Origin of the sequence: Desulfosporosinus hippei DSM 8344, assembly GCF_900100785.1 — a bacterium.
GTDB classification, from domain to species: domain Bacteria; phylum Bacillota; class Desulfitobacteriia; order Desulfitobacteriales; family Desulfitobacteriaceae; genus Desulfosporosinus; species Desulfosporosinus hippei.
Genome location: NZ_FNCP01000004.1, coordinates 35,752 through 61,153 on the forward strand (window position 1 = coordinate 35,752; position 25,402 = coordinate 61,153).

General features: G+C 40.5%; 26 protein-coding genes. 8 read left to right on the plus strand and 18 right to left on the minus strand.

Features of this window, described 5'->3' with window-relative positions; genetic code table 11:
- Positions 1 to 252 precede the first annotated feature (252 nt).
- The 3 genes from BLS16_RS04745 to BLS16_RS04755 form a co-directional block, all read right to left on the minus strand.
- A complete protein-coding gene (locus BLS16_RS04745; protein WP_176786071.1) occupies positions 253 to 1,290 on the minus strand; it encodes a sensor histidine kinase in 1,038 nt (345 codons plus the stop codon).
- Positions 1,287 to 1,964 (minus strand): response regulator transcription factor, encoded by a 678-nt coding sequence (locus tag BLS16_RS04750; protein ID WP_092330604.1) that lies wholly within the window; start codon positions 1,962 to 1,964, stop codon positions 1,287 to 1,289. The genes BLS16_RS04745 and BLS16_RS04750 overlap by 4 nt, the downstream gene beginning before the upstream one ends.
- Before the next feature lie 302 nt (positions 1,965 to 2,266).
- Complete coding sequence (locus BLS16_RS04755) at positions 2,267 to 2,551, minus strand: LysM peptidoglycan-binding domain-containing protein (RefSeq protein ID WP_092330607.1); 285 nt, start codon at positions 2,549 to 2,551, stop codon at positions 2,267 to 2,269.
- A gap of 268 nt (positions 2,552 to 2,819) precedes the next feature.
- Here BLS16_RS04755 and BLS16_RS24530 point away from each other — a divergent pair, with 268 nt between their 5' ends.
- Both BLS16_RS24530 and BLS16_RS23435 read left to right on the plus strand, forming a co-directional pair.
- Entirely contained in the window at positions 2,820 to 2,942 is a 123-nt protein-coding gene (locus tag BLS16_RS24530) for a hypothetical protein (RefSeq protein WP_282433721.1), read from the plus strand.
- A 25-nt stretch (positions 2,943 to 2,967) separates the two neighbouring features.
- Positions 2,968 to 3,105 (plus strand): hypothetical protein, encoded by a 138-nt coding sequence (locus BLS16_RS23435; protein ID WP_176786072.1) that lies wholly within the window; start codon positions 2,968 to 2,970, stop codon positions 3,103 to 3,105.
- A gap of 46 nt (positions 3,106 to 3,151) precedes the next feature.
- Here BLS16_RS23435 and BLS16_RS04760 read toward each other — a convergent pair whose 3' ends face one another.
- The 4 genes from BLS16_RS04760 to BLS16_RS04775 all read right to left on the minus strand — a co-directional run bounded on the left by BLS16_RS04760 (position 3,152) and on the right by BLS16_RS04775 (position 7,491).
- Entirely contained in the window at positions 3,152 to 4,060 is a 909-nt protein-coding gene (locus BLS16_RS04760; RefSeq protein WP_092330610.1) for a DMT family transporter, read from the minus strand.
- 246 nt (positions 4,061 to 4,306) lie between these two features.
- Positions 4,307 to 4,669, minus strand: coding sequence for a VOC family protein (locus tag BLS16_RS04765; RefSeq protein WP_092330612.1), 363 nt, complete (start codon positions 4,667 to 4,669; stop codon positions 4,307 to 4,309).
- Between the two features lie 126 nt (positions 4,670 to 4,795).
- Entirely contained in the window at positions 4,796 to 6,718 is a 1,923-nt protein-coding gene (locus BLS16_RS04770) for an OPT/YSL family transporter (RefSeq protein ID WP_092330615.1), read from the minus strand.
- A gap of 299 nt (positions 6,719 to 7,017) precedes the next feature.
- Positions 7,018 to 7,491 carry an RNA-guided endonuclease InsQ/TnpB family protein gene (locus tag BLS16_RS04775; protein WP_282433724.1) on the minus strand — a complete coding sequence of 158 codons (474 nt, stop codon included), beginning with the start codon at positions 7,489 to 7,491 and terminating at the stop codon, positions 7,018 to 7,020.
- Positions 7,492 to 7,925: 434 nt separating this feature from the next.
- Between BLS16_RS04775 and BLS16_RS04780 the strand changes: the two genes are divergently transcribed.
- Entirely contained in the window at positions 7,926 to 8,198 is a 273-nt protein-coding gene (locus BLS16_RS04780) for a hypothetical protein (protein ID WP_092330617.1), read from the plus strand.
- A gap of 359 nt (positions 8,199 to 8,557) precedes the next feature.
- Positions 8,558 to 9,382 (plus strand): transposase, encoded by an 825-nt coding sequence (locus BLS16_RS04785; RefSeq protein WP_242876193.1) that lies wholly within the window; start codon positions 8,558 to 8,560, stop codon positions 9,380 to 9,382.
- A 763-nt stretch (positions 9,383 to 10,145) separates the two neighbouring features.
- Here BLS16_RS04785 and BLS16_RS04790 read toward each other — a convergent pair.
- From BLS16_RS04790 to BLS16_RS04810, 5 genes are all read right to left on the minus strand, one after another.
- Positions 10,146 to 12,380 (minus strand): S8 family peptidase, encoded by a 2,235-nt coding sequence (locus BLS16_RS04790; protein WP_092330620.1) that lies wholly within the window; start codon positions 12,378 to 12,380, stop codon positions 10,146 to 10,148.
- Positions 12,373 to 13,440 carry an ATP-binding protein gene (locus BLS16_RS04795; RefSeq protein ID WP_092330622.1) on the minus strand — a complete coding sequence of 356 codons (1,068 nt, stop codon included), beginning with the start codon at positions 13,438 to 13,440 and terminating at the stop codon, positions 12,373 to 12,375. Before BLS16_RS04795 ends, BLS16_RS04790 begins: the two co-directional genes overlap by 8 nt.
- Before the next feature lie 225 nt (positions 13,441 to 13,665).
- On the minus strand, positions 13,666 to 14,301 hold the full coding sequence (locus BLS16_RS04800; RefSeq protein WP_092330625.1) for a hypothetical protein: 636 nt from the start codon (positions 14,299 to 14,301) through the stop codon (positions 13,666 to 13,668).
- A gap of 94 nt (positions 14,302 to 14,395) precedes the next feature.
- On the minus strand, positions 14,396 to 15,127 hold the full coding sequence (locus BLS16_RS04805; RefSeq protein ID WP_092330627.1) for a hypothetical protein: 732 nt from the start codon (positions 15,125 to 15,127) through the stop codon (positions 14,396 to 14,398).
- 470 nt (positions 15,128 to 15,597) lie between these two features.
- Positions 15,598 to 16,470 (minus strand): radical SAM protein, encoded by an 873-nt coding sequence (locus tag BLS16_RS04810; protein ID WP_092330630.1) that lies wholly within the window; start codon positions 16,468 to 16,470, stop codon positions 15,598 to 15,600.
- 333 nt (positions 16,471 to 16,803) lie between these two features.
- On the opposite strand from BLS16_RS04810, the gene BLS16_RS04815 reads away from it, so the two are divergent.
- Both BLS16_RS04815 and BLS16_RS04820 read left to right on the plus strand, forming a co-directional pair.
- Positions 16,804 to 17,016 carry a helix-turn-helix transcriptional regulator gene (locus tag BLS16_RS04815; protein ID WP_092330632.1) on the plus strand — a complete coding sequence of 71 codons (213 nt, stop codon included), beginning with the start codon at positions 16,804 to 16,806 and terminating at the stop codon, positions 17,014 to 17,016.
- Entirely contained in the window at positions 17,003 to 17,422 is a 420-nt protein-coding gene (locus BLS16_RS04820) for a hypothetical protein (protein WP_092330635.1), read from the plus strand. Before BLS16_RS04815 ends, BLS16_RS04820 begins: the two co-directional genes overlap by 14 nt.
- Here the strand turns inward: BLS16_RS04820 and BLS16_RS04825 are convergent.
- Positions 17,419 to 17,616: a hypothetical protein gene (locus BLS16_RS04825; RefSeq protein ID WP_427846365.1), complete on the minus strand. Its 198-nt coding sequence runs from the start codon at positions 17,614 to 17,616 to the stop codon at positions 17,419 to 17,421. The genes BLS16_RS04820 and BLS16_RS04825 overlap by 4 nt on opposite strands.
- Positions 17,617 to 17,853: 237 nt before the next feature.
- On the opposite strand from BLS16_RS04825, the gene acs reads away from it, so the two are divergent.
- Positions 17,854 to 20,175 carry an acetate--CoA ligase gene (acs, locus tag BLS16_RS04830; protein WP_092330637.1) on the plus strand — a complete coding sequence of 774 codons (2,322 nt, stop codon included), beginning with the start codon at positions 17,854 to 17,856 and terminating at the stop codon, positions 20,173 to 20,175.
- 207 nt (positions 20,176 to 20,382) lie between these two features.
- Here acs and BLS16_RS04835 read toward each other — a convergent pair whose 3' ends face one another.
- Positions 20,383 to 20,568, minus strand: coding sequence for a hypothetical protein (locus tag BLS16_RS04835; protein WP_092330640.1), 186 nt, complete (start codon positions 20,566 to 20,568; stop codon positions 20,383 to 20,385).
- A 163-nt stretch (positions 20,569 to 20,731) separates the two neighbouring features.
- Complete coding sequence (locus BLS16_RS04840) at positions 20,732 to 21,061, minus strand: helix-turn-helix domain-containing protein (RefSeq protein WP_092330642.1); 330 nt, start codon at positions 21,059 to 21,061, stop codon at positions 20,732 to 20,734.
- A 152-nt stretch (positions 21,062 to 21,213) separates the two neighbouring features.
- Here BLS16_RS04840 and BLS16_RS04845 point away from each other — a divergent pair, with 152 nt between their 5' ends.
- Positions 21,214 to 21,621: a LytR/AlgR family response regulator transcription factor gene (locus tag BLS16_RS04845; RefSeq protein WP_092330645.1), complete on the plus strand. Its 408-nt coding sequence runs from the start codon at positions 21,214 to 21,216 to the stop codon at positions 21,619 to 21,621.
- Between the two features lie 278 nt (positions 21,622 to 21,899).
- On the opposite strand, the gene BLS16_RS04850 is transcribed toward BLS16_RS04845, so the two are convergent.
- From BLS16_RS04850 to BLS16_RS04860, 3 genes are all read right to left on the minus strand, one after another.
- Entirely contained in the window at positions 21,900 to 23,762 is a 1,863-nt protein-coding gene (locus BLS16_RS04850) for a heavy metal translocating P-type ATPase (RefSeq protein WP_092330647.1), read from the minus strand.
- Between the two features lie 309 nt (positions 23,763 to 24,071).
- The gene (locus BLS16_RS04855; protein ID WP_092330650.1) at positions 24,072 to 24,485 is read right to left on the minus strand and encodes a MarR family winged helix-turn-helix transcriptional regulator; all 414 of its coding nucleotides are present in this window, start codon (positions 24,483 to 24,485) and stop codon (positions 24,072 to 24,074) included.
- A 202-nt stretch (positions 24,486 to 24,687) separates the two neighbouring features.
- Complete coding sequence (locus tag BLS16_RS04860; protein WP_092330653.1) at positions 24,688 to 25,227, minus strand: hypothetical protein; 540 nt, start codon at positions 25,225 to 25,227, stop codon at positions 24,688 to 24,690.
- Positions 25,228 to 25,402 lie beyond the last annotated feature (175 nt).

A 25,402-nucleotide genomic window follows, 5' to 3' on the forward strand; every position in this document is an offset into this window, starting at 1 on the left:
GTTTGACTCCTCCCTGTATGAATTGAACACTAGTTTGAGCACCGTAACTCGCTCCCCTCAAAAATCGGCGCATTGCTGAATTCAGCATAGAATAGGAATTTAAACGGAGCGTAAACGGAAATACAATTTCCGAAAAGCTTTTAAAACATTAAGAAACTTGGCGGAAAAGGCAGCGGCCTTAGTTGCACTTTTGTAATTGAATAAAAAAACGGCTGCAGGATAGTTCCTACGCCGTTTTTGCTCAATTTCTGTTTACTCGTTGATGGGTAATTTAACCTGGAATACTGTTCCCTTTCCTAACTCACTTTCCACAGTAACCTTACCCTGGTGTAAATTAATAATCTTTTTCACCAAGGCAAGTCCCAGCCCACTTCCACCCAATGAGCGGTCACGGGATTTATCTACTTTATAAAATCGCTCAAAAATATGCATTTGCTCAGCTGGCGCTATACCGATACCGTTATCGGAAATGTTACAAACCGCGGTTTCGCCGTCTTGTTTTAAGCTGACGTTAAGCTCCCCATTTTCAGGTGTAAATTTTAAAGCATTCACCAAGAGGTTGATCCAAACCTGCTTTAACAGATCCTCGTTTCCAGAGACGGTTATTTTTGGCAAGGATGTTTCGGGAATAATATTTTTTGCTTTCCATTGCGGTTCTAAGAGTAAGACAACGTTTTCGAGTTGTCTGTCCAACCGGAACGGGGCTTTGGTGATAGAGCTGTCCGGCCCTTCCAATGCCGACAGCCGCAAAAGATTATCCGCCAGTTTGGATAATCTCTTACTTTCCTCTTCGATGATCGCGGCATATTCCTGCTGCTTAAGCGTCGCTCCGTCCTTGCGCAGCAGGGCGGCATAGCCGCTGATGGATGTCAGCGGCGATTGAAACTCATGGGATATGTTGGAGATAAAATCCTGCCGCAGCTGCTCCATCGTGCCCAGTTCTTTGGCCATCTTATTGATGCTGTCAGTGATTTCAAGGAAATGCCCATGTTTATCCCGCTCAATAAACACATCAAAATTACCCTGGGCTATTCTCTCCAAAGCTTCAAGGGTTCTCCGCGCAAGGCGGGTTCGATCGTCTTTATGTATAATAGCAACTACCATAATACTTCCGACAATCAGGACTAAATTGATAGTACCGTAGAGCATATCCGACCACGGTTCCGGCGGTCTTCCTATGAACCGGTAAATTAGCAGCATCAGCAGATAGCTTGCTACAAAACACGCCGCCAGCATGCACGCAACAAAACACAGCCAAAGGAAGTTTTGCAACCAGCTCTTTTCATTCAAGAGATCACCTCCAGACGATAACCCAAGCTGCGGATGGTGAGAATTTGAAAACCGAATCTTTCAGGCGGAAATCGGTCCCGCAGCCGTCCGACATGAACATCCAAAGTGCGTTCATTGCCGTCAAAATCGAACCCCCAGATATCCTCAATCAGCTGATTGCGGGATAAGGTTTTTCCCGGGAAGCTGCCCAGCTTAAAAAGAAGTTCAAATTCCCGCAGGGGAATACTTAGGCGTTCTCCGTTGGCGGAAACTGTATGGCTGGTGTTGTCCACGGTAAGAAGGCCTATCCCAATGGTTTGCTGGGATGCGATTTTATAGCGTTTCAGCAGGGCTCTGCTGCGCAGCAGCAATTCTTCCGCTTCAAAAGGTTTTGTCAGGTAATCATCCGCACCCGCTCCATAGCTTTCAATTTTTGAGCCTATTTCACTTTTCGCTGTCAACATAAGGATCGGCATATCCTTGTAATAATTGCGGGCATTCCGGCAAAACTCTAAGCCATCCATATTAGGCATCATTATATCGGCAACGCAAAGATCTATTCTTTTTTCGTCGAGTTTCAGAAGTGCGTCCCGGCCGTCTGCAGCTTCGTAAACCTCGAAACCGGCATCCTTCAATATGGTACTTACCAGTCTGCGAATATAAGCATCGTCATCAACCACTAATATTTTAATCATTGCCACACCTCATTTTCGTAAAACACCTATTTACGATAATATAGGTTTGTAAACAGAGTGTAAACAAGACCAACAATGTTAGACGAAAGAAGCTGCTCTGACTCTTAAATTTTCCATAAGCTATATAGCTATGATTTTGTATAAAAGCACTGGAAATTGTAATCCACAAGGATGCAACAACCAGTGCTTTCGTCATATCTCCACCTTATCAGGAGTGTATATGAAATATTTTAATTTTATTATGCCCCTTTTTCAAAATGTCCTTGACATGGGAACCACTTTATCGCCGTCTTCCTCTTTATTTACCGTTTTTTATATTTCAGCTGTTCTTTACGACCCTTACGATACTCGGCACGGCCCTTTCGGTAATCTTCAATACCTTTTTGATACTCTTCCATGCCCATCTGCCATTGGTTACCCCGCCATGGATTGAGAACCCATGGATTGCCAACTTCAATTTTTTCGCCAACACGAATCATATTTGGATTGCTGATTTGAGGATTTATATCGATCAAATGTTGAAGGGTTGTTTTATGCTGCATTGAAATAGTGTATAAAGAATCTCCCGGTTGGGTTGTATGGTACATCACAGACACCTCTCTATATCCATATTTTTACTTATTTATTTTATGGAGAGACAAATATTTGTTGTGCATGTACCGGATCATGCCAATATTTCTCCTGCTTTTACTTTTTTGAGTAACCAGCCATGGGTTATAACTTTTACATAGCAAGTTTAAATCATCGTTTAGGATTGTAGATTCATCATAATCCAAAAACTTTTTCTTAGACAAATTTCAATTGGATATTATTTCCATATTATGGATTAAGTCAAAGTTAAAGGGGGTAAGTTAAATGGCATTTGGTAACATGGATGGAGTCGCTTGCGGTTGTGATCATGGAAAAGGATTTGGAGCTGGCATTGCAGCTGTTGTAGTAATAATTCTGCTTCTCATCGCATTAGGAATTGTATTCTAATATAAGTTAGAAAGGTGGAAACATTATGTACGGAATGAGTAATGTATGCTGTCCTCCTCCCGTTGCCCCAGTCGCTGGTTGTGGGTATGGCGGAGTCGGTGTCGGTGCAGGAATTATCGCGATTGCTATTTTAATTCTTATTGCCTTAGGAGTCATATTCTAAACGTGTGTTGGTTGAATTGGCTACCATTTGAAATGGTAGCCAATTATTATGCTTTATGGCTCAAATGACGTTTGAAAGGATAGGGTCGTTCCAATTTATCTAATTTAAGCAACAAAACTCCGCATATAACAAGCAAGCCTCCGAGCAGTTGGCTGCTTGTCAGTGTTTCTCCCAGAATAAAGCCAGCTAATACGATGGTTATTGCAGGTTCTATGGTACTTAAGATAGAAGCTTGGCTGGCTCCTAAAAGGGATAGCCCTTTTTGATAAGAAAAAAGAGGGATAACGGTACATAATATTGCTGTTCCAAGACCTACGACCCACAGGGCTGACTGGGAGTGACCTGAAAAGACATTGGTCGGCGGATAAATGACCATAGTAGCCAACAAACAAATGATGCTTGTAGAAGCGGATACGGTAAATGGATCCGCCTTTTCGGAAAGATACTGTCCAAGGATATTGTAAAGCGCATAAAATAGCGCTGATAAAACGCCATAAAAAAAGCCCGGCATGCTGATTTTTTGACCGGATATATTTACAACATCTACAACCAGCAAGCAACCGAAAAAGGCAATAAGTAAAGTTACGCCCTTAACCAAGGATATTTTCTCTTTAAAAAACATGGCGGACATAAGTACAACCATTAGAGGATAGGTATAAAGCAATATATTAGTAATGGTAGCTGACATATACTTAATGGATAGGAAGTAGGTATATGAACAGCCAAAAAACAGTAACCCTTGGAGGGTTAATAGAAAAAGACATGATTTGGATATTTTTAAGCCCTTTTTTCGACTGACCAAGTGGATAAAAACCATTAAGCTACTGGCTATGAGAAATCTCGAGAATAACATGAGATCCATGGTTAAACCCAGGTTATACCCCCATTTTACGAATATGGGTAAAGCCCCATAGCCTATGGCTGCGAGAATTATTAAAAAATAACCATTTAGCATTTCATTATTTCCCCTTCTCCTTGTTACATATTACACGATATTCAAGAGCCCCATTATAAGTAAGGTACCAACTCTATGTCAAATACCTAAGAATGATACGGGGTATAGACATCTTCGATTCCTTTTATTGATTGTCATATAGTAAAAAGCAAAAAAGCTCCCTCAAGGAAGCTTTTTTGCTTTTCCGAAAAAGATAAATTGCTGCAAATGAAAAATGAACAGTGATTACGGGGTGAATTTACTAAATTACATATTCTCTACAAATTGAAGTTTAAATCCATTGGGATCATTAATGAAGAAAAACTTTGTGTGAGGATTGGGCTGAAACGGTCCGCTTTGAATTTCTATTCCTCTTTCTTTAAGGAATGTCATAAATTCATCCACAGACTCTACTTCAAATCCCCAAGAAATATCTGTCCCACAATTAATTTTCGTATCGGCTGCGTTACAGAGCAATTCAATCTTTGTTTCTCCGTCTCCTAAAAAGGCTATCTCAACCCCCGGTCCGGCAGGAAACCTATTAACTAATTTTAAGCCCACTATTTCCTGATAAAACTTTAAAGATTCCTCTAGATTTGCGACCCTTAATGTGCTCCAGCAGAACTTCATAGGACTAATCCTCCCTTAAATTAGAATTGTTACCCTATAATTCGGGCATTGCTCTCATCTTCTTAAGATGAGTAAACCATACCGTATTTTCCAAATTTTGAAGTTGAAACTTGATTTCCTTCGTTGTTATTTAGCGTCTTTCACCTTACTGGTAATTATAGGTATTATGGTAGCTACTACCAGAATCACCAATATCATAATTGCCATACCGTTAGAAGCAGCGAAGCCCCTTGGCTCACTTCCTTTTATAACACCTAATACTTGAAGTATTATACCGATAAGTCCTACTATAGAACCACCAGCTACCAGTCCTGAAGATAAGCTAATTCCATTAGATACTTTAACTTCTTTTTCCTTTTCCGATCTGGAAGTTCTTTCTACGAAGGAACGAATTAAGGCACCTACTAAAATTATAGAAGTTGTAGAAATTGGTAAGTAGAATCCTATAGCAACTGTCATTATAGGCAGGTTTAGAAAGAATAAAACGATTCCCATAATAACACCAAAAATAATCATGACCCAAGGTAATTTTCCTGAGATTATACCAGCCGTTAAGGTTGCCATTAAATTAGCTTGAGGCAGGGCAAAGGGAACGTTATCACCGGTCATGGCAAGTTGATTGGAAAGTAATAATATAGTACCGGTTACAACTACAACGCCAACGATACCCGCTATGGCGAAGTATTTTTGCATTTCATTTTTGTCTCCGCCTATTATGAAGGCAACTTTTTGGGATTGGCAGTAACCGCCGGCTGTTGCTATAGCAGTAACGATGAATGTACCAAAGAGAAGTAAAGATCTGTTGCTTTCAGGATTTGTCCATCTCATTACAACAAATAAAAATGTTACAAGAACTAAAGAAGCTATAGTCATACCAGATACAGGAAGGTTGGAAGTTCCTATAGTACCTGTTAAACGACCTGAAACAATGACAAATAGTAATGATAAGAATAATGACAAAACAGAAGCAGTTACGGCCATTAGTATGTTACCGCCGGATACCAAGAAACCGGCAATAAGACCTACGATTATACCACAAAGTAGGATTAAGTTTGTGACAGATGAGCTATCATCATTGTTTGATGACTTAGCGTTGAGTGTTTCTTTAATTGAAAATATTATAGTAGGTATTAACTTTACAGCACCAATTAAACCGCCGGAAAGCATCATACCTGCGCCGATATATTTTACATAACTACCGGCTATATCACTAACTTTCATAGCGTTTATCGCAACTCCAGGATTATTCCATACGGTTACGTCACCTTTTGCCAGATCAGAGAAGTAACCTATTAGAGGCAAAATACCGAAGTTCGATAAAATCGAACCAGCAAACATAGTTAAAGAAACTTCCATGCCAACTATGAATCCTATGCCTAGTAATAAGGGATTTACTTCAACTTGAAATCTCCACTTGTAAAAGGATTCGTTGACATAGCTTATAACGTTATTAACTAAATTCAAAAATGATCCCGTTATAATAATTATGACCCCACTTATTCCGAACCCTATTCCCATGTACTTAAGAGATTCTCCTGCGCTTTCTGAAGCTACAAGTGTTTCAGATATAGCCATTGACTCAGGGTACATTAATTCACCGTGTTCTTCAACGATTAAGTAATTATGAACTAGGGAAGCTATGGCTATACCGAATAAGACGCCGCCTACACCAACTACAAAACCTTCTAAAAAAGAAGCTTTTGAACCGATTAAAATAATGGCCGGTAAAACGAATATCATCCCACTGGCAATTGATTCCCCGCCACTTGACATCCCTTGAATTAGGTTCTTCCCAAGAATACCCTTTTGTTTGGCAAAGGCAGCTATAAGTGCGGAGCCTATTATCGAACCTGGAATACCGGCTGCAACTGTAAGACCCGATTTCATCCCTGAATAGGCAGTAGAAGCTGCAAACAAAGCCGCCAAAACAATGCCGATTGTTAATACTACGCCGTTTCCACCAGATTTTTTAGAACCGCCGGAAATAAAAGGTACATAGTCTTTTCCAGCTACGCCACCATATGCATCTTTTGATAGCTTATTATCCATAACATACCTCGCAACATATTTTTCTTTGTAGTATTGTCACCTAATTTGAAAAATATGTTGTGAGGCAAAATATCAGTTGGAGGAATTTCGCTTATTGACATAATGCCTGAAATTCAGGAATTTAGAGTGATCAAAATGATGCTCATTTTAATGTTCTTGTTCAACCCACCTAAAGCAGACCTGAATCCATTTGTGTGACATACTCCCACCACCTAAGAGGTGGGGGCTTCTTGGGACGTACCGACTTATGTCGATATTATTACCAAGCTATTCCCGTTTGCCCAACGGTTCTTCTAGTATTAGGCTATGCCTAGTATTCGACAGCCTTCATTTTTGATGTTTATTGCGGCGTTTATATCCCGATCAAGCTCTGCACCGCAACACTTACAACTCCAGATTCTATCGGCCAGCGTCAACTCCTCGTTGATGGCCTGGCAATAGCGGCACCGTTTACTAGATGGGTACCATTTATCGATCGTAACCAGCTGCTTACCTTGCTCTGCCAGCTTGTACGCTAGAAATGTTTTCAACATTCCAAAGCCATTGTCATTCGTTGATTTCGCCAACGTTAAGCATTGCGCCATCGCTCTCATGTTTAAGTCTTCAATTGCTACAGCCGTATAGGCATTGGCTATCTGCCTTGACAGCTTATGCAAAAAGTCCTTGCGTTGATTGGCAACCTTTTCATGAAGTTCAGCGACCTTTTGACGTTGCTTGGCTCTGTTTTTACTACCTTTCACTCGTTTCGATAGTTTTCGCTGCTCTTTCTGCAGTTTGGTTTCCGCAAATGGGTTCCGGTGCCTGACACTAACTTACTAACTTATTAACTTATTGTTTAGCTTGTGAAAACTTAGGGTTCAATGTTGTTAAGAAGCTTACAGCTTACGCATTCGCTATTCCAGTGATCAAAGTTCCTTGCCCAATTTAAGTACTTTCCCTTGGTTCTTTGGTAACACCCCTCCCCACTCTAAGAGTAGATTCTCGGAAACTCTTATCCCAGTTGCACCAACTGGTCACTGCCTGGATATATTTGGTTCACCCCCACCTACCTCTCCCACCTTCACATAGCTAAAATAAGCAATATTATGGATCCCAAAATAAACTTACGATAAAGTGGGTAATTTCCAGAATTAGGACTTCGCAAACATTTGTTCGCGTCACAATTAATTAGAGATTTTTTCTCTAGTTGATTAACGGAGGCGATTTTTTGTTAGGCAATTGGCGTAAACATGGCGAGTATCAGACTTGGCTGAAATCTAAACTTATCTCTTTAATGCCGGAGCATGAAGCCCAAATTCGTTACTATGGCTCTGTTGTTGAAAAGGTTTATGTGTTAAACCTCGATCCTTTGAAAGATGTTATTGTTCCTCTGTATTCCTCTATCGGACGCCCTGCCCAAAACCAACCCGAGCTCTTTAGAGCCTTAGTCGTCATGGTTCACTGCAAAACCCAAGATCCTACTAAGTTTGTTATCTATTAAGGTCTTCTCCGGTCCTATCTGCTATCTGCGGTTTCGAGGGTCAAACGCCTGGAGTCGGTACCTTCTACGATTTACTTGCTCGGTTGTGGCTGGCTGATGCTCCACAAAAAGAGATCAAAACACCCAAATCCAAAGGCCAAAAACGCCCCAAGTCTGGTGATAAATTGAACCTAAACACCCTGGTATCGTCAAAAAACTTGTCGATAAGGCATTGCAAGGTCGGCTTATTGAAAAAAGACCTGTGCGCATTTTGCAGAGAATATTAAAAGAGTGTGCCGTTATACCATCGTCCAAGCTTGGTCTGCTCGGTAATCCTGATAACTTGGCGGTTTCCGGTGACGGATCTCTACTCCTAACCGGTGCCAGTCCCTACTGCAAAAGGCTCTGCAAATGCCACACCCAAGGCATTTACCGCTGCAAGTGTAAGCGCTCCTTTACCGACCCCGCTGCAAACTGGGGTTGGGATAGTTATCATGAACAATGGTTTTATGGACACACCCTGTACTCTATTACTTCGGCAGATAGTCCAAATGACCTTCCGATGTTTAGTACAGGGTTCTCGGCATGATAGTGTCACCTTTGTCTTCTCTTGGGTTGAACTCCTTAATCTCTATCCCGAATTTAAATTTAGTAAAGCTCTTTTAGATTCGGCCCACGATGTCTATGATATTTATCGCCTGCTATGGGCCAATCAAACGGAACCTTTCATCGACCTTAATGGCCGTAACAAAGGCCATTCAATCTATTCTGGGCCGCTTACTGTCAATGCCTTTGGAGTTCCTATCTGTATGGCCAACCTACCTATGCGCAATTGGGGATTTAACAATAATAGATGCCGGATTAAGTGGCGTTGCCCTCATTACAAGGACAAGAGTCAATGTCCTAAACAACAGGAATGTTCTCCAAGCAGCTATGGTCGTGTCATCTACACCAAACCCAACTGGGATTTGCGTCTTTTTACTCCAACTCCCCGCGACTCCAAGGCGTGGAAGGGGATTTATACCCGAAGAACTACTGTTGAGCGTACTTTCAAGAGAATTCTTGTTGACCATAAAATTGAAAATGCCCGATGTCGAAGTAAAAAGCGCTGGTTTTGGCAAGCAACTTTGGCGGCAGTCAATCAGCACTTGGATGCGCAAGTTGCAATACTAAAGCCTTCTATTCTTTCTGACATAGTCTCCTAACCATTTCAAAAGCTGCTTAACCAGGCTTAAAAGAAGCCCCCCTCTGCTTAACCGGGTTTTAAAAATTACTTGGAACACCGGCTTCTTTCCTATTGCCTTTTTGGGAAAGCGAACTTCTTCTTTTGCTTATATTAGCTATGTGAAGTTGTCAAAGAGCATTAATTGGTTGGTATCCCCACATTACCCAAGTTCAGTCACTTAGTTTCCGAGATGCTACTAAGATTGACAAACAGTAACCCTGTGTCTTTTCGCTATCCTTTTCCAATACGCCTTGCCTCAATCCATTAGACAAGCCACATAGAGTGGACTGATTTTCTTCACACGTCTTATCGATTAAACGCCGCCAGTCACAGGATCGGTACATTTAAATGGCCACTCGTATCTTTCGTAAGATGAATAAATTGAATCACAGCTCCAAGCCTTGTTGCCTACTTACCCATGCGGATTTGGTTATACTGATAGACAAGATTGTGGTATATGAGCGAAATGGCGAAGGCTTAGATATAGAGGTTGAGTGGAATACACCGTTATACACTCTCTACACCCTCTCATACCAAGCCTTTCAGCTCACGGCACATATAGCACTATTGGGGTCTCCACGTGCCTTGAGGATTCAAAAATGATGCTCGAAGAAGCTAGTATCCCCTTGGCGGAAGCTGTCTGGCTTTTTTCCGGATCGAGTTACTCAACATTTATCATGTGGGTTGGATTCTAAAAGCACAAAGTTCTTTACAGACCATCTCTAGACCCAATTAACTGGATTTTACTTAAACTCAATATCTTCATTTACTTTTTTATGAATATCAATTCTATTTTCAACATCAATTACGTTAACCAGCCAACCATTTAAAGTGCAGCTTTTTATAAATTCGTCAATTCTATTGATACCATTGATTTCTTTCAATGTAACTATTACACCAAAACGAATCCCCATTCCATCTTTAGGATCCAATCTATTGTTTGTTTTAATTTCCATCCCCCAGTTTTTATTATTATATGATTTTTTGGGCATCATTCTATCTTTAGGTCTTTCAGCAACATATTTTACATTGTCCCATTTTCTAAATCTGTCTCTTGCTTCACCTTCTAGGAGATAGTTTTTCTCGGTATTTAATGCTTCCTCTTGATTTTGCTTATCACCTGTAATATCTTTTACCTTTCCCTGATTACTGATTCTTCCAAAATGAAGATTAAGTTCAGTATTAGTGTAATCAACACCTTGTGCTCTATCGCATATAGGGAAATAACACATGGTTGCTCTCGCGATATAGGGATATTTATCATCTTTAATTGGAATCGGGAAATGATAATTATACGTGTTCCATTTTTCACTTATATCAGATACCAAAAATTTAATCTCATCTTCTTTTGTTTGAACAATATCGTCTATCTTGATAGGCACAACACCATGTCCATAAAGAGCGACTTCTTCTGGAGTTGGCTTTTCATTCCAATCTCTTGCAGCATCAATAATCATTGCTTTAGCAACTTCTCTGCTCAAACCTAAAATATCAATTAAATAGGATAATTTACGGGCAATCCAAGGAGAAGCAAACGAAGTACCAGCAACATTTGCTGCGCCTAATGGTTCGCAAACTTGAATATATTGCTCCTCACTCCCGCCATAATAACTAATATCAGGTTTTGCAAAAAATGACAATGCAAGCCCTTTTCTTGCATATTTTGTTGATAGACCTCTTCTCGTCACGGCATTCACCACCATGCTGTTTATTGAATCAGCAGGCGAACCGATTTTTACAATATCATCACTCGGTTTATTTGTTCCTGCTACAACAAAAATAACATCGTTTTCATACTGAATTTGATCTAATACCGCAGCTTCTGCGGAAATAAAATTATCATTAACTTCTTGATTACTTCCAAGTGAAATATTCCAGACTTTTATATCTTTATTATTAGCAATAATATTTTTTATCTGCTTTGTAATTGTAAAAGAAGAGAATTTTGAGCCAGCCGCAACACCAAAGTGGCGCACTTTAAATCTACCGCATCCATCATCCAACCATGGATTTAATCTAGCACCATCTACAATAAGCGATGACACAGCCGTACCATGACGATAATCATTTGTGCTTTTGGGAAGATTATCGTCAACCATATCATAATATTCTACCCATTCACTAAAATAAACACGTTTATCAAACAAGGTATCAATGACTCCAATAATTGGTTCAATGCTCGGAGAAGGGATATACAACATACCCTGCCGGTATTCTTGAATAAAATCTTCAGGGGATAATTCTGCTAAATCCACCGTTGCCATTGAAACAAGGTAAGGAGCTTTTTCAAATAAAAGCTTTAACTGATTTTCGTCTAGAAATACTGTCTGGTTATCTAATATTCTACTTGTTAAAATATCAATTCCTATATTTTTAAATATTGTTTTTGTATCTGTACCGGTGTTATATAGTGTAACGATGCTTTGCTTGAGTTGGGGTGTTGCCATCTCCACCTCAAAATCATTGATGTATGAAACATCAGCTACCACTTGTTTAAAAACAGATTTGCTTATCGAAAATTGTTTAAATGGAACCTTATCGATTATTTTTTTATCTTCAAAAATAGATTTACTTATACCATCTCGAAACCCAGATTTTAAAACTTCACTTGCTTCAGAAAGCAAATCAATACTTTGATCTAAATCTTTAAGATCCAGAAAATAAGTAATGATATGTTTGCTCTTTTCTTCATTGAATTTAGCCCCTACAATAGCAAAATTAGAATCTTTTCCTCTAAATAAGCCAGATATCCGATTACTTTTTGCAACTATTTTATTATAATAAACACTAATTAAAATACCTTGAAAAGGTCTTTTTTCTAGTTTCCAAAACTCTTTAATTTGACCTAGTTTAGATTTCAGTCTAAGCAATTGGTCACTTGACACTACTTCTTTACTGTTCATGGCAGCTCCTCCGCCATTGCCACTTTTTGAAGCTTGAACAAATCGCTTACCTTTCAGTTCTAGTACATTATTCATCTTGATCTTCCTCCTTATTCAGCTTTCTTGATACCGCACTTTTAGATTCTCCTTTAAGTTTTTCTATTTCTCGCACTGTAAAACCTTGTACATAAAGTTGGGTAATGTCAGTTTGTTCGAGATTACCGATTAGATTATTATAAAGTCTTCTTAAGTAGTCATGCTCAAAATTCACATCACTGAATGCTAAAGATGTTTTTATAATATTTTTTAGTTCTCCAGGATACGGCAGGTTTTCTGTTGCTTTCAATATTTTTTTAAATAACCTTGAATCTTTTGAAATACCTTTAAAATTTTTAATAAAAGATGAGAAGTAATGCTCCGCAACTTCAATCAAATCTTCCTTACTATATCGATTAAAATTAATGACTGCATCGAAACGCCTTGTTAATGCTTTGTCAAAACTTGAATATAAATTTGTTGTTGCAATAATTACTATTTCTTTATTTAAATCAGTCAACCTATCGAGTTCTCTCAAAATAGTTGAAGTAACTCTGCCCATTTCACGTACATCATTAGAATTAATCCTATCCAATGCAATTACATCTATTTCATCGAATAAAATAACAACTTTATTTGAATGTGGAATTGTATTTATTTCATTAAACACGCTTGTAATATTTTTATTAGTTTGACCTAATTTACTGTCAATTAAGTTATCAAAATCAACATAAAACAATGTTCTATCCAGTAAACGAGCTACATGTTTAGCAGCCTCTGTTTTCCCGCTGCCAGGCAACCCTTCAAAAAGAAACTTGTTAATTCCGATATTGTGATTTACAGCATTAATAATACCTTTTATATCATCAGATATCTCCACAGGTAAATTTAGTGGCTCCATTCCTCTAGTATCTAATTGCTTTAAAAACTTACTTTCAAAATCACTACTTTGCGGCGTATACAAATTTGATTCTGAAATTAAACTCATAATATATTCAGCCAACTGATAGTCCCCAATACTATCAAAGTGTCTTGCTATATTTATAGATTCATTTCTAAAAGCACTCTCGTTTCTTTCAACATGATATTTTATTAGATTTAAAACGTTTTGCTTTTTCATAATCGCACCTCCGATTTCTTTTCTATTATATCATGAATCGGGACAAAATTATATATATATGGGACAAAATTATTTAATTCAATATATTTCCTTGCAATTTATCATACCTAATCTTTTTCTATGACAGGTTCTATTCTTCTAAGCATTCTATAATAATCTCTTTCCAAATATAAGGATATAAAGAAAGCCATGAACTGGATTTCAACTCACGGCTTTTGCTAATTTCTATTCTATTTTATCCCTCAACACGTTGCAAAAGGCATACAACCTCACAGTGCCTTGTGTATATTCCGGCGTGAGAGCCACACTTGCACGGTAAAATAGCCACACCATGCCGCCCGGATAGAGAGCTACTTTTGGGGTAGACTTGACATGGGACCCCACATGGGATGCTTCAATGGGTCGAGGGCTGTGGCTCATTATGATGTATTCCTCTTGGGTAAGCCCCATCCCTTGATTTAGGGTAGCATCCGGTGTCCCCATATCAAGTCTTGCTCTGGGGTCAACAAAATACGCGTGGCTCAATACAGCGGAGGGATGGCCCAATTTCTCCTGTGAGAGGTGGCTCAGTGGCCACCGGAATGGCGGCTCTTGAACCGAAATATTCGGTGAGGCTCCCTCCCCGGCATGGTGTGGCTGTTTGTCCGGTGAGGGGGCTATCTGTCCGTGCAAGTGTGGCTCAAGGAGCGGAATATACACCTTGAGGATACAATAAAGATGCCGTACCCTTCTGGTATCCCCTTGGCGGTAGGGCCGATTTTCATCATCCCAATCATAGTCATTTAGGAGATAGGTGATGATCTGCGCAGCCCAGGCAATAAAAAAGAAGCCATGCTTTTCGAAAAGAAAACATTGCCTCATAAGCTCATACCTGGTGGCAGCATTATTAAATTACGTTGAGTTTATATATAAACAAAGGTATCAAAATCTTTACATCTTAATGCCTTTGTTTTTTCTATCTTTGTATATCTGATGCCAGTTTAATAGTCTCTAAATGTGACATTCCTTTACTATTCGCAGAAATAACATCTACTATCTCAACCTTAGTTCCCAACAAAAACTCATAATCTAACATCATGCTTTTAAACACTTTATTAGCCCCATCATATGTATGTTTATATGAATTATATAAGTCCGCTAAAAGTTCTAATGTACAAGTTTCGTAATTTATAATCTCGATTGGGTTATATTCAACAGGCAACAATTGCTTTTCATCAATCATTTTTGCCTCAGCTGTTATTAACGATTCTGGCTCATGATTTTGAAAGTTCCTAGCTCTATTTATACCGACCAGTATTTTAAGAATGTCATCTTCAATTTCTCTCATTTCAAAAGACAAAGTTTTTTTCTTCTTTTTCTTTTTTATTAATTCTCTAAATTTATAGTATGAGAGCGAACTGTCCTGTAAATCACCTATCACATTTAATAAGTGCGTTTCGATATGTCCTTGTAAAGCCAAAAAATCACTATAATCATCGTACGGAATGTCTATTGCTGATGTTTGTTTTAGCATGTTCTTACGTTGGACATCTTCGATATAGACCCTCAGTTCATTTAAATACCTGTCTTGTTTCTTTAATAGTTTATAACATCTGCAAATGAGCTGATATAGATAATAAATAAAGGCCCCTTTGGTATCTAATTGAAATGTCTTTAGCTTTCTTTTTTCCTCTTTTGGGATTTCCATCTGATCACCTCATCACTCAATCTATACTGCACTCGCCCCGTCATTTTCAAAAATGTCATGTCAATCTATAAAATGCCCTCAAAAACGGGGCCAAAAAATGCACTTTTCCATCGCCGTTTTTGCCTGTTTTTTGCTCCCAAAACACTATATATGGTGTTCAAACCGTCTTATTTGTCCTTTTGACCACTATACGTCATCATTATTATACTCTTAACATACACCGCCCACGGAAACATGTCAACCGTCACCACAACCACCCGGTACCCCTGCTCTGAAAATCCCAGCCCTGGCCAAGTCTCTGAATCTAGGAGACAAAGAGCCCCATGGCGAGGGCTTCTTCAGGGCTAAAAAGTGCACGCCCATTAACACACTATATAATGATGCTCATTTTAAATACTTTATCTTCAACATTGAAGGAGTAAATCCATTGTATGCTTTTACTGCCGCTGCAATGTTCTTGTTCAACCCACCTAAAGAAGACCGGAATCCATTTGTGTAAAGTTATCTTCTGGCACCACTAAAAGTCTATCTATGGTTTCAATCATCTCTGGCTTATCCTTAGGAATATTCCCATTAATTGGAGCATAATTCGACATGTGATCACTGAGCAGCTCGAAAGGACCTTCTAAGTTAGCTATCAGAAGTCGGGTTTCCCTTAATACTTCGTAGGGACTGAGAAGCTGAAATCGCCCTTGTTGGTAGTCTTCATAAAGGGGCGTCCCTTTCCAAGGAACATAAGTGCGGAACCGAACAAAATCCGGGGTAAAGGCATTAAGCACCCGAGCACTTTCTAAAGCATGTTCTTGAGTACGTTCACGTCCACCGATCCCAAGGAGGATATACTCACTCAGTTCAAGACCGGCCTCTCTCACCTTGAGACCTTCTTCGATCATTTCAGCTGCAGTGAAGCCTTTTTTAATCCTACGAAGAACTTCGTCATCCCCACTCTCCATTCCCGAGTGTATACGGGTTAAGCCTGCCTCTTTTAGAAGGCGAAACTCACTGAGTTTTTTTAACTTCATGAATTTCGCAGAGCCATAGACGGTCATACGTTTCAAGTAGGGAAACATTTCCCGAGCATAGTGAAGAATCTCTAAAAGCTGATCTGTTTTCATTAAAATAGTGTTCCCATCGGGGAAAAAGATCGACCTTACTTTGTTGCCATGAAAATCTCGGGCCATGAGAAGGTCTTCTTTTATATCGGCCACAGATCGGATTCGAAACTTTGTGTTCCGATACATACCACAAAATGTACAATCATTGTGGGGACAGCCGATAGTCGCTTGAATCAGCAAACTTTCGGCTTCACTGGGTGGACGATAGACCGTTCCTTCATAACGCATGAATTCACTCTCCTTGCAAAGTCTATTCGCTAGTAGCTTCTTCCTTACGACATTGCTCTATATGCCTAATCATCTCATAACTTTTCTGCGAAATAGGGGGAACTTTGTCTCTCCAATACAAAAAGGTTTAATATCTACTGTGATTCCAGCATGAATATTACTTCTTACTTGGCCATCCAATCTTATTAATCCTCCCTTCTATGATTTGAGCATACAACATCGCAGGAATGCCAGTGAGATAAACTCAAAAAAATGTCAAACACGCTTGACATTGTACGTAAAGCTAACTATACTTATGCGTAAAGTTAACTTTACTTTTTGGAGGATCCACAAGTGAAAAACCGTATTCAAGAACTGCGTAAAGATAAACGCATCACGCAAGAAGAATTAGCCGTATTATGCACTGTCACTCGACAAACAATTATTTCATTAGAAAATGGCCGCTATAACCCTTCCATTTTTTTGGCACACAAAATTGCTCAAATATTTCATTTGACAATAGAAGAAGTATTTCTTTTTGAGGAGGATATTCATGAACTACGCTAAAAAAACTCTGCTATATTTTATCGGGCACACTTCCGTTGGTATTATTGCACTATTATATGCCCTTTTTAGCCCTTTCTCAGGGGGGGCCAAAGAAGGAATAATATCAGGTATAATCGGAGGATTCATCACAACGGGAGTATTAGGGATAGTTGTTAGCTTACGCTTAATCAATAACCCCCAAAAAGCAGCGGAAGTTGAAATGTCCAAAAACGAGGAACGAACTCAATTCCTCAGGATGAAAACTGCAGCTGCAATTTATTCCGTCATGATCTATGTTGAAAGTGCCGGAATTCTAGTAACAGGACTTCTCGGGTTCAGAGAAATATGCCTAACCCTTGGGGCCGTGTTAATTATCAAAGTAATTCTGTATATAGGATTTGCTTCTCACTATTCTAAAAAGTACTAATCTGCGGGTAGACGCAGGAGCCACAGTCTTAAACGGGGGGCAATTTCAGCCGTCTTAGACTGTTCATCTATTGCCTGCATGATGGATGAAAGTTCTTTACCATATCCATTCTGTTCATTGCTAATACAAGTATTCTTCAGATGTGCAAACTCAATGAGTCTTTTGCCGCCTTCGGTAAAATCTCCGCAGGCCACTACCACTTTTTCCTTCCCGCGTGGATCAGAAACTCGCTCATATAAACGACTTCCAATTTTTACTTTAATACTTATATTCTAACATAATTCAGATACTTGTCAGGACGATCTGTGAAGGAAGCAATTTGATTTGAGTCATTATTTTTATAATAAATTAAATATTCTAAATTGTCTTGCAAGTGACTAATTTCTTAACCTGAAAGATGTATAATTTATTAAAGATTGGGGGGGCATTATATGACAGAGAAACACAATGAAGGATTGTTGGAGGAAAAACGGTTCTTTTTCCCTCCAACAGAGTTTAGTGCAAAAGCCATCATTCAAAACCCTAACATTCACGAACTAGGGGCGGATCGGGCAACGTTTTGGAATGAACAAGGGAGACGGTTGGACTGGTTTAAACCATGGAACACAGTTCTAGAATGGAATCCACCATTTGCCAAGTGGTATGTCGGCGGAAAATTGAATGCTGCCTATAATTGCTTAGATCGACATTTAGCCGGCCCCCGTCGGAATAAAGCGGCCCTAATATTTGAAGGAGAACTGGGAGATCGCAGGGTATTAACCTATCAAGATCTTTATCGTGAGGTATCCCAGTTTGCCAATGTGCTAAAGTCTCTTGATGTAGCAAAGGGAGACCGGGTGACTATTTATATGCCCCTGATCCCGGAGACTGTGATCGCCATGCTGGCCTGCGCCAGGATAGGCGCTGTGCACTGTGTTGTATTTGGTGGGTTCAGTGCAGAAGCTTTGAAGGACAGGATTCAGAACTCTCTGTCAAAAGTTGTGGTGACAACGGATGGGAGCTATCGACGTGGAAATAGTATCCCTTTGAAGGCTAATGTTGATCTTGCCCTGCCTGTAACTTGTATCAACAATTGTGTAGAAAGTGTTATCGTCGTCAAGCGGACCGGTCAGCCTGTCGATATGTTAGAAGGACGAGATGTTTGGTATCACGAGGTCATGAAGAATGCTTCTATCGTATGTCCGGCGGAACCAATGGATGCGGAGGATATGCTGTTTATTCTTTACACAAGTGGAACAACGGGAAAACCCAAAGGAGTTGTTCATACTGTTGGGGGTTATATGGTTGGGGTATCAACAACCCATGAATGGGTATTTGATCTCAAAGAGGAAGATGTGTATTGGTGTACTGCGGATGTGGGCTGGATAACAGGGCATAGTTATTTGGTGTATGGGCCATTGTCGAATGGTGCAACGATCCTGATGTATGAAGGAGCCCCGGATTTTCCGGAAAAGGATCGCTATTGGAAAATCATCGAGGACTATAGGGTCACCATTTTATATACTGCGCCCACTGCTATTCGCACGTTTATGAAATGGGGGGAAAGCTATCCTCTAGGCAGAGATCTTTCAAGTTTACGGCTCTTGGGTTCGGTGGGAGAACCGATTAACCCAGAAGCTTGGATGTGGTACAACAAATTCATCGGAGGAGAGCACTGCCCTATCGTAGATACCTGGTGGCAAACGGAAACGGGGATGATTATGATGACACCTGTTCCAGGGATTACTCCTCTAAAGCCGGGCTCGTGCACGATACCCTTCCCCGGGGTCCATATAGAAATCGTGGATCATGCCGGTAACCCAGTACCGAAGGGTGAGGGCGGATATTTAGTGGTTCGTGAGCCATGGCCGGCGATGCTGAAAACCGTGTATGGGGATGACAAACGCTATCAGGACACATACTGGAGCGAGATTGCAGATGTGTATTTTACCGGGGACGAAGCGAAATGGGATGAAGATGGTTATTTCTGGGTGATCGGCCGGGTAGATGATGTGATCAATGTCTCGGGGCATCGGATTGGGACGGCGGAAGTAGAAGGTGCTTTGGTTGATCATCTCTCAGTTGCTGAAGCAGCCTGTGTGGGCAGAACCCACGAAGTTAAGGGTCAAGCGGTGTTCGCCTTCGTTAGTTTAAAAGAAGGGATCGAAATTTACGATGGGCTGATTGCTGAATTAAAAGCGCATGTAGTCCAGAAAATCGGAGCACTTGCCCGTCCTGATGACATTTTCCTGACGGCTGAATTACCTAAGACGCGAAGCGGAAAGATTATGAGGCGTCTTCTAAAGGACATTGCAGAGGGTCGGACAATAGGCGATACCACTACCCTTGCCGATGCTGAGGTTATTAATTTCCTGAAAAAGAATATTGATGCCCAGAAAGTTCTTGATGCTCGGAATGCCTCGCTTAAATTTAGGAGGAATAAGGTTTCAATTCCTGACACTGCCGTATTTAATCGTTGTAGTGATGAGTCTTATGAAGGGTACAGTTATACGATATGGTTCGCTACACCGGCTCAAGATGGATCACGTCATCCAAATACCCATTTTTATTTCTTTCAGTGGGTAGAAAGACTGAAGTTGGTAGAGCAAGTTGCGTTGGCTATCACAAATATAATGGTAAACAACAAGGCTGCCGTAGAAGCAATCTTCGCGTACGGGACACCGGATTTCAGCCATGCGGTGATCAATGAAGGCAGTATTACGGATGACTTGTCAGAAGAAGGACAAATTTGCTTTTTTGGTTCAGAGGACTAGCAGACTATACCGCCCCTCTTCTAATAATCAGAATTTTTCCTATTGCATTACTCGCTAGAGCTTGTTAATAATTACTGCTTTTTTAGCAACGGCAAGTCCTAAACCGGAACCTCCCTCATTGGAATTTCCGGTTCTGTCTCCCCGGTTGCAAAACCTTGTTCCTTGGTGGTTTTTTTGATACATCCTCAAACAATATTTAGAATATCTTCATCCAACTATATTCTTCATCCATAAAACCACACCCATTAGTCTGAAATCTATGCCAAGGCGAAGGCTTGTGTCACCATTGTTACAAATCACATCCTGCCAGGCTGGACTCACTGCCCTCGCTTCTTTTGGCATATCCAATTTAAAAATTCGGTGGTATTGAGATGAGTAATCTAGATTAGCCATCTCAATACCACCGAATTTTTAAGCGTTTCATTATTTAACTACTGATGATTCCTGAAAAAATCCTGCCCAGAATCATGAGGTGTTTTAAACTCTTCTTGACAATCGCCTCGCTCTGCGGAATCCTCAGATCCTGTGCCAACTTCCCGGAAGTTCCTATCTGAAACTATAGTTTTTCATCAACGATCCAGCTTATAAAATGATCAACCAATTCTTGCTTTTTCGGATCACATAGCTTGAGTTTATGATTAATTTGAGAAAGCAGGCTGTCCTTTGCTTGTCTGAAAATACCCAGCAGGAGGTAATCCGGCGTAACATCCAGAACCCCACATATTTTAAGCAATGTTTCAATGCTGGGAATAGAATGATTGTTTTCGATATTGGAAATGTGGTTATTGCTTAGTCCCGTGGCTTCTGCGACGTCATCCTGGGTCAGGTTCAATACCTTACGCCTTTTCGCAATCCGTTCTCCTAATTCTTTATAATTAATCTCCAAATGTCATCACCCTGTTTAACTTTATCAATTACAAATATTATTTTTAACAAACTATAAGGGTATATATACACTTGTGTTTGTATTTTTATAGATATATAATGGTTCAAATACCTTTTCAGTTGTATATTAATTAGACTTTGGAGGGAGATGCTTTGCTTACTATCGGCATTTGCGATGACAGGCCGTTGTGTCGTCATTTATTGGAGGCATACATTCATTTATATGAAGAAAAAAAGGGACTATTATTTCACATTTCTCAATTTAGCAGTGGGGAAGAGCTTCTCGAAGAAGTTCATAAACATGGGATAATTTACAACCTTCTTTTTCTTGATAATAGTATGAAAAAGCTGACCGGTCTCGAAACCGCCAAACAAATCCGGCAATCCGAGTCCCTGTCAACATGCAACATAGTATTTGTGACATCTGCAGATGATTATGATCAATTCACGCAGGTTCAGCCTTTACAGGTAGTATGCAAGCCCGGTACCCAGGAAAGTATTGATGAAATATTGGACAAGGTTCTGGCTTCCTTCATCTTCAATCGATCCTTGTCTATGTAATATTCGTAACTCGAACTAGGAAGAACTCTATATTCAACAATGGCGTACATGGAGAAATTTCACAGCCTATTGTTTAAAAATTGCCTGTTTTAAGATGACTAATCTAGATTAGTCAGACCTCAAAACAGGCAATTGTTAATCATTTTACTGGGTGTACCATTATTCCATGAAAATAGTTCTTTTTAAAATTTCTCAAGATTAAGGAGTTATCCACGACTCCTTTTTGTTTTACCCTATGAAGACTCAAGTGGAACCATCGATGGCAAAAATCAACGGGTTTATTTCTTATTCTCCTTCCAGTGTAATAATAAGGATGAATTGATAATCACCGCGACTGAACCGGCATTATGTACCAGCGCACCCACAACAGGTCCGAGAACCCCTGCCATCGCCAGAATAATTGCGACAAAATTAAGGGCCATGGAAATCGCCATATTGAACTTGATGGTATTCATCGTTCGTTTTGCTAAAGCTAGCAAATGGGGAATGCTCTTTATATCGTCACCGACTAGGGCAATGTCCGCTGCTTCCACGGCGATATCACTGCCGATACCTCCCATAGCGATGCCCACATGGGCTTTTTTTAGCGCAGGCGCATCGTTTACACCGTCGCCTACCATGCAGACCAAGTCGCCGCGGCTTTGATACTCTTCAATAATTGCCAGTTTATTTTCGGGCAGGCAATCCGTATGGATGTCCTGAATTCCGGCGATCTTTGCCATATGAGACGCGGCCTGGCGATTGTCACCTGTTAGCAAGACGTTCTTAACCCCTAATTTCTCAATCTTCCTAACCACATTCACGGCATCGGGCCGTAACGTGTCCGACAAGGCGATAAAACCCGAAGGCTCGCCGTCCACAGATACAAAGATGATGGTGCAGCCGTCATTTCTGTATGTATCCGCCTTGTCTACTATGGTTGGGGGTAAGAGGATAGAGTTATCACCCAGCAGTTCTACATTCCCGGCCAGTATCCTGCGGCCGTCTACCAGAGCGGAAACACCGCGCCCCGCAAGCATCTGAAAATCGCTGGGTTCCGGTAGGGATGGATTAGAGGCAAGCTTGTAATGAGTGACAATGGCTTTTCCTAAGGGATGCTCGGAACGCAGCTCAGCGGAAGCCGTCAGAGACAGCAATTCAGCAACAGTCAAGCTGGGATTAAAGCTCTCGACGGCTGCGACGTCAGGTTTTCCATAAGTGAGGGTGCCTGTTTTGTCAAAGGCAATTCGCTTTACCGCAGATAGTCTTTCCAAGGCGTCGCCTTCGCGGATCAGGATACCAAATTTCGTGGCATTGCCGATGCCGGCCATAATAGCGGTTGGCGTTGCCAACACCAAGGCACAAGGACAAAATACGACTAAGATGGTCACAGCGCGGATTATTTCATCGGTCATTAACCAGGTGGCGACGGCTGAAAGCAAGGCAATCACTACAATCCAAGTAGCCCATCTGTCCGCAATCCCGACAATCTTCGCTTTGCCGGCGTCCGCCGACTGTACCAGCCTTATCATTCTTTGCAGGGAGCTGTCTTCGCCAACTTTTGTAGCCTTCATTTCGAATGTGCCGTACTGATTGACCGTACCGCTATAAACCTCATCGCCCTCGCTCTTGTCCACCGGTAGGCTCTCTCCGGTCATCACTGCCTGATTAACCGAGGTTTGACCGTTGATAATGATGCCGTCTACAGCAATGGTTTCGCCGGCAAGCACCCGGAGGATGTCACCAACCTTGACCTGCTCGGCAGGGACAATAACCTCTTCCCCATTCCTAGCGACCCTTGCCGTTGTAGGAGTTAGATGCACCAACTTTTCAATACCTGCTCGGGCTTTTGCCACAGTTCGTTCTTCCAGATACGCACCGATTGCCATAATAAAGGCAACTTCCCCAGCGGCAAAAATTTCGCCAATGATAACCGCGGCAATTAAGGCGATGGATACCAGCACGTCGGCTTTAATATCAAATTCGGTAACGAGGCCGACAACTGCCCCCTTGATGATCGGTATCCCGCACAATAAAATTGCCAACCATGCGACATCAAAGGGTAAATCCCCTACATTTAAGAAGCTGATTACCACGGAAATGAACGATATTGCAAGGAATAGGACTGTCCTTTTTTCCTCATCTTTCAATAGTTTTATCATCTATATCATCCTTTCAGATACCTATTTCTTTTACCGTTTTCAGTTAGAGCAATTAAGTTAATCCTTCTATCTTCCTGAGTTGATTCTATTGCATTTTCTCAGATAATGAGCAATAAGAGTTCATTAGTTAGTTCCGAAATCATTAGCCTCTCAACTTTAGTAAGACTTTCTTATTATTTGAAACTCAAGCTATATAGACAAAAAAAATCCCTCCCAAAAGCCATGTTTCAGCAATTTTGCAGATATGTAAAAGAAAAATTGACTAGAATGGTTTTGTTATTAATTGAGTGTTGACTTTACTGGCTCAGATTAGAAAGTCTCCATATTTATCTTTTTAAGGGTATCATGAAATTGCTTTATTTCCTCTTCGCTCAAAACTGAGACCATCTGTTCCGTTAATTGTATGTGGTAGTTATGGTGTTCTTCAAAAGCCTGCTTCCCTTTTTCTGTTAATACAATTAAGTTAACCCGTCTATCTTCTTGCGTTGATTCACGTTTTGCAAAATTTTTCTTCTCAAGCCTATCGACTGTAACCGTCGTAGTTCCCGTAGTAACTCCCAGTTTTTGAGCTAGAGATTTCATATTTATTTTTTCGTGTTCCCCCAATACTTCTAAGGCATGGGCCTCTGAAATAGTCAAATCACTGGCACGTACTATTGAATTTTCCCAAGACGAAAACCCGTTAAAGAAAAATAAAAGTTCATTGGTTAATTCCTCTCTCATAAGCCATCCTCCAAGTTTAGTTATAGTATCTTATTGTTTGATATTCAAGATGTATTATACTAAAAATATCTCTCCCTGACAATACCTGCATTGCTTCGTAGGTTTCGATGCTCATTACAACTAAAGCGCCATAACCGTTTTTATGATGAAGATAGGCTCGTATTGCCTCAGTTGATTCCGAAAAACCCAGGAATGATTATTGTTAAGATATAGCCATGCTTATTAACTTTAGCTGCCACTTTCCGTCGGCAAATACTGCATCATACCTGGGAAAAACCGCTCCTGTATTTCCGAACCAGGATACTCCGATTATTATCGCCTTATCTTCACTATATTCCTTTATTTCTACCCACAACAAGGAACCGTCCAAGGTTCTTATTAACCTAACGTCAGCGTCTACCTTAAAGTGGCTATTGTCAATCTTATCTTTATCAAAGCCGTAGACATTCGCAGATAGACTCTTCAACTCTTTTAGCACCTCTGATTTAGCCTCATCACCCAGCCCTGCCAAGGTGTCTAATTTTACGGCAACAAATAGGTCGCCACCATTCTCCTCTCTAAAGGCACCCTCCATCACGGCAAGATATAAATCTATTCGTTTTCTTTCTTCGGCACTGATTTTTTGATCAGTAGTTTTATTGCCCTCATTATTGGCATTTTCCTCAGTCGAACTACAACCGGCAAGCAACCCGGTAATGACCGCTGTCATGATAATCAGCCCTATAAAAATCCTTCGTTTCATTTCTTCATCACCCTTTCACGTCATTTCTTAATTATATAGACGGGAATTTAGGCGACTTTCTTCTGTTCTGATAAATAAACAAATGACCGCCCGCAACATTTCTGATAATTGCAGATGGTCAGCTGGCATAGACGGGAGAGTAAAAATAGGTCTCAGTCCCGCCTCAATTTAAATC

Coding starts and splice junctions, on each gene's coding strand:
- BLS16_RS24530 (WP_282433721.1), top strand. CDS start 2,820: ATGGCATTTGGTAACATGGATGGAGTCGCTTGCGGTTGTGATCATGGA.
- BLS16_RS04860 (WP_092330653.1), bottom strand. CDS start 25,227: ATGAAACGAAGGATTTTTATAGGGCTGATTATCATGACAGCGGTCATT.
- BLS16_RS04805 (WP_092330627.1), bottom strand. CDS start 15,127: ATGGAAATCCCAAAAGAGGAAAAAAGAAAGCTAAAGACATTTCAATTA.
- BLS16_RS04770 (WP_092330615.1), bottom strand. CDS start 6,718: ATGGATAATAAGCTATCAAAAGATGCATATGGTGGCGTAGCTGGAAAA.
- BLS16_RS04810 (WP_092330630.1), bottom strand. CDS start 16,470: ATGCGTTATGAAGGAACGGTCTATCGTCCACCCAGTGAAGCCGAAAGT.
- BLS16_RS04835 (WP_092330640.1), bottom strand. CDS start 20,568: ATGGCTAATCTAGATTACTCATCTCAATACCACCGAATTTTTAAATTG.
- BLS16_RS04755 (WP_092330607.1), bottom strand. CDS start 2,551: ATGTACCATACAACCCAACCGGGAGATTCTTTATACACTATTTCAATG.
- BLS16_RS04790 (WP_092330620.1), bottom strand. CDS start 12,380: ATGAATAATGTACTAGAACTGAAAGGTAAGCGATTTGTTCAAGCTTCA.
- BLS16_RS04800 (WP_092330625.1), bottom strand. CDS start 14,301: ATGAGGCAATGTTTTCTTTTCGAAAAGCATGGCTTCTTTTTTATTGCC.
- BLS16_RS04850 (WP_092330647.1), bottom strand. CDS start 23,762: ATGATAAAACTATTGAAAGATGAGGAAAAAAGGACAGTCCTATTCCTT.
- BLS16_RS04820 (WP_092330635.1), top strand. CDS start 17,003: ATGAACTACGCTAAAAAAACTCTGCTATATTTTATCGGGCACACTTCC.
- BLS16_RS23435 (WP_176786072.1), top strand. CDS start 2,968: ATGTACGGAATGAGTAATGTATGCTGTCCTCCTCCCGTTGCCCCAGTC.
- BLS16_RS04765 (WP_092330612.1), bottom strand. CDS start 4,669: ATGAAGTTCTGCTGGAGCACATTAAGGGTCGCAAATCTAGAGGAATCT.
- BLS16_RS04760 (WP_092330610.1), bottom strand. CDS start 4,060: ATGCTAAATGGTTATTTTTTAATAATTCTCGCAGCCATAGGCTATGGG.
- BLS16_RS04855 (WP_092330650.1), bottom strand. CDS start 24,485: ATGAGAGAGGAATTAACCAATGAACTTTTATTTTTCTTTAACGGGTTT.
- BLS16_RS04750 (WP_092330604.1), bottom strand. CDS start 1,964: ATGATTAAAATATTAGTGGTTGATGACGATGCTTATATTCGCAGACTG.
- BLS16_RS04795 (WP_092330622.1), bottom strand. CDS start 13,440: ATGAAAAAGCAAAACGTTTTAAATCTAATAAAATATCATGTTGAAAGA.
- acs (WP_092330637.1), top strand. CDS start 17,854: ATGACAGAGAAACACAATGAAGGATTGTTGGAGGAAAAACGGTTCTTT.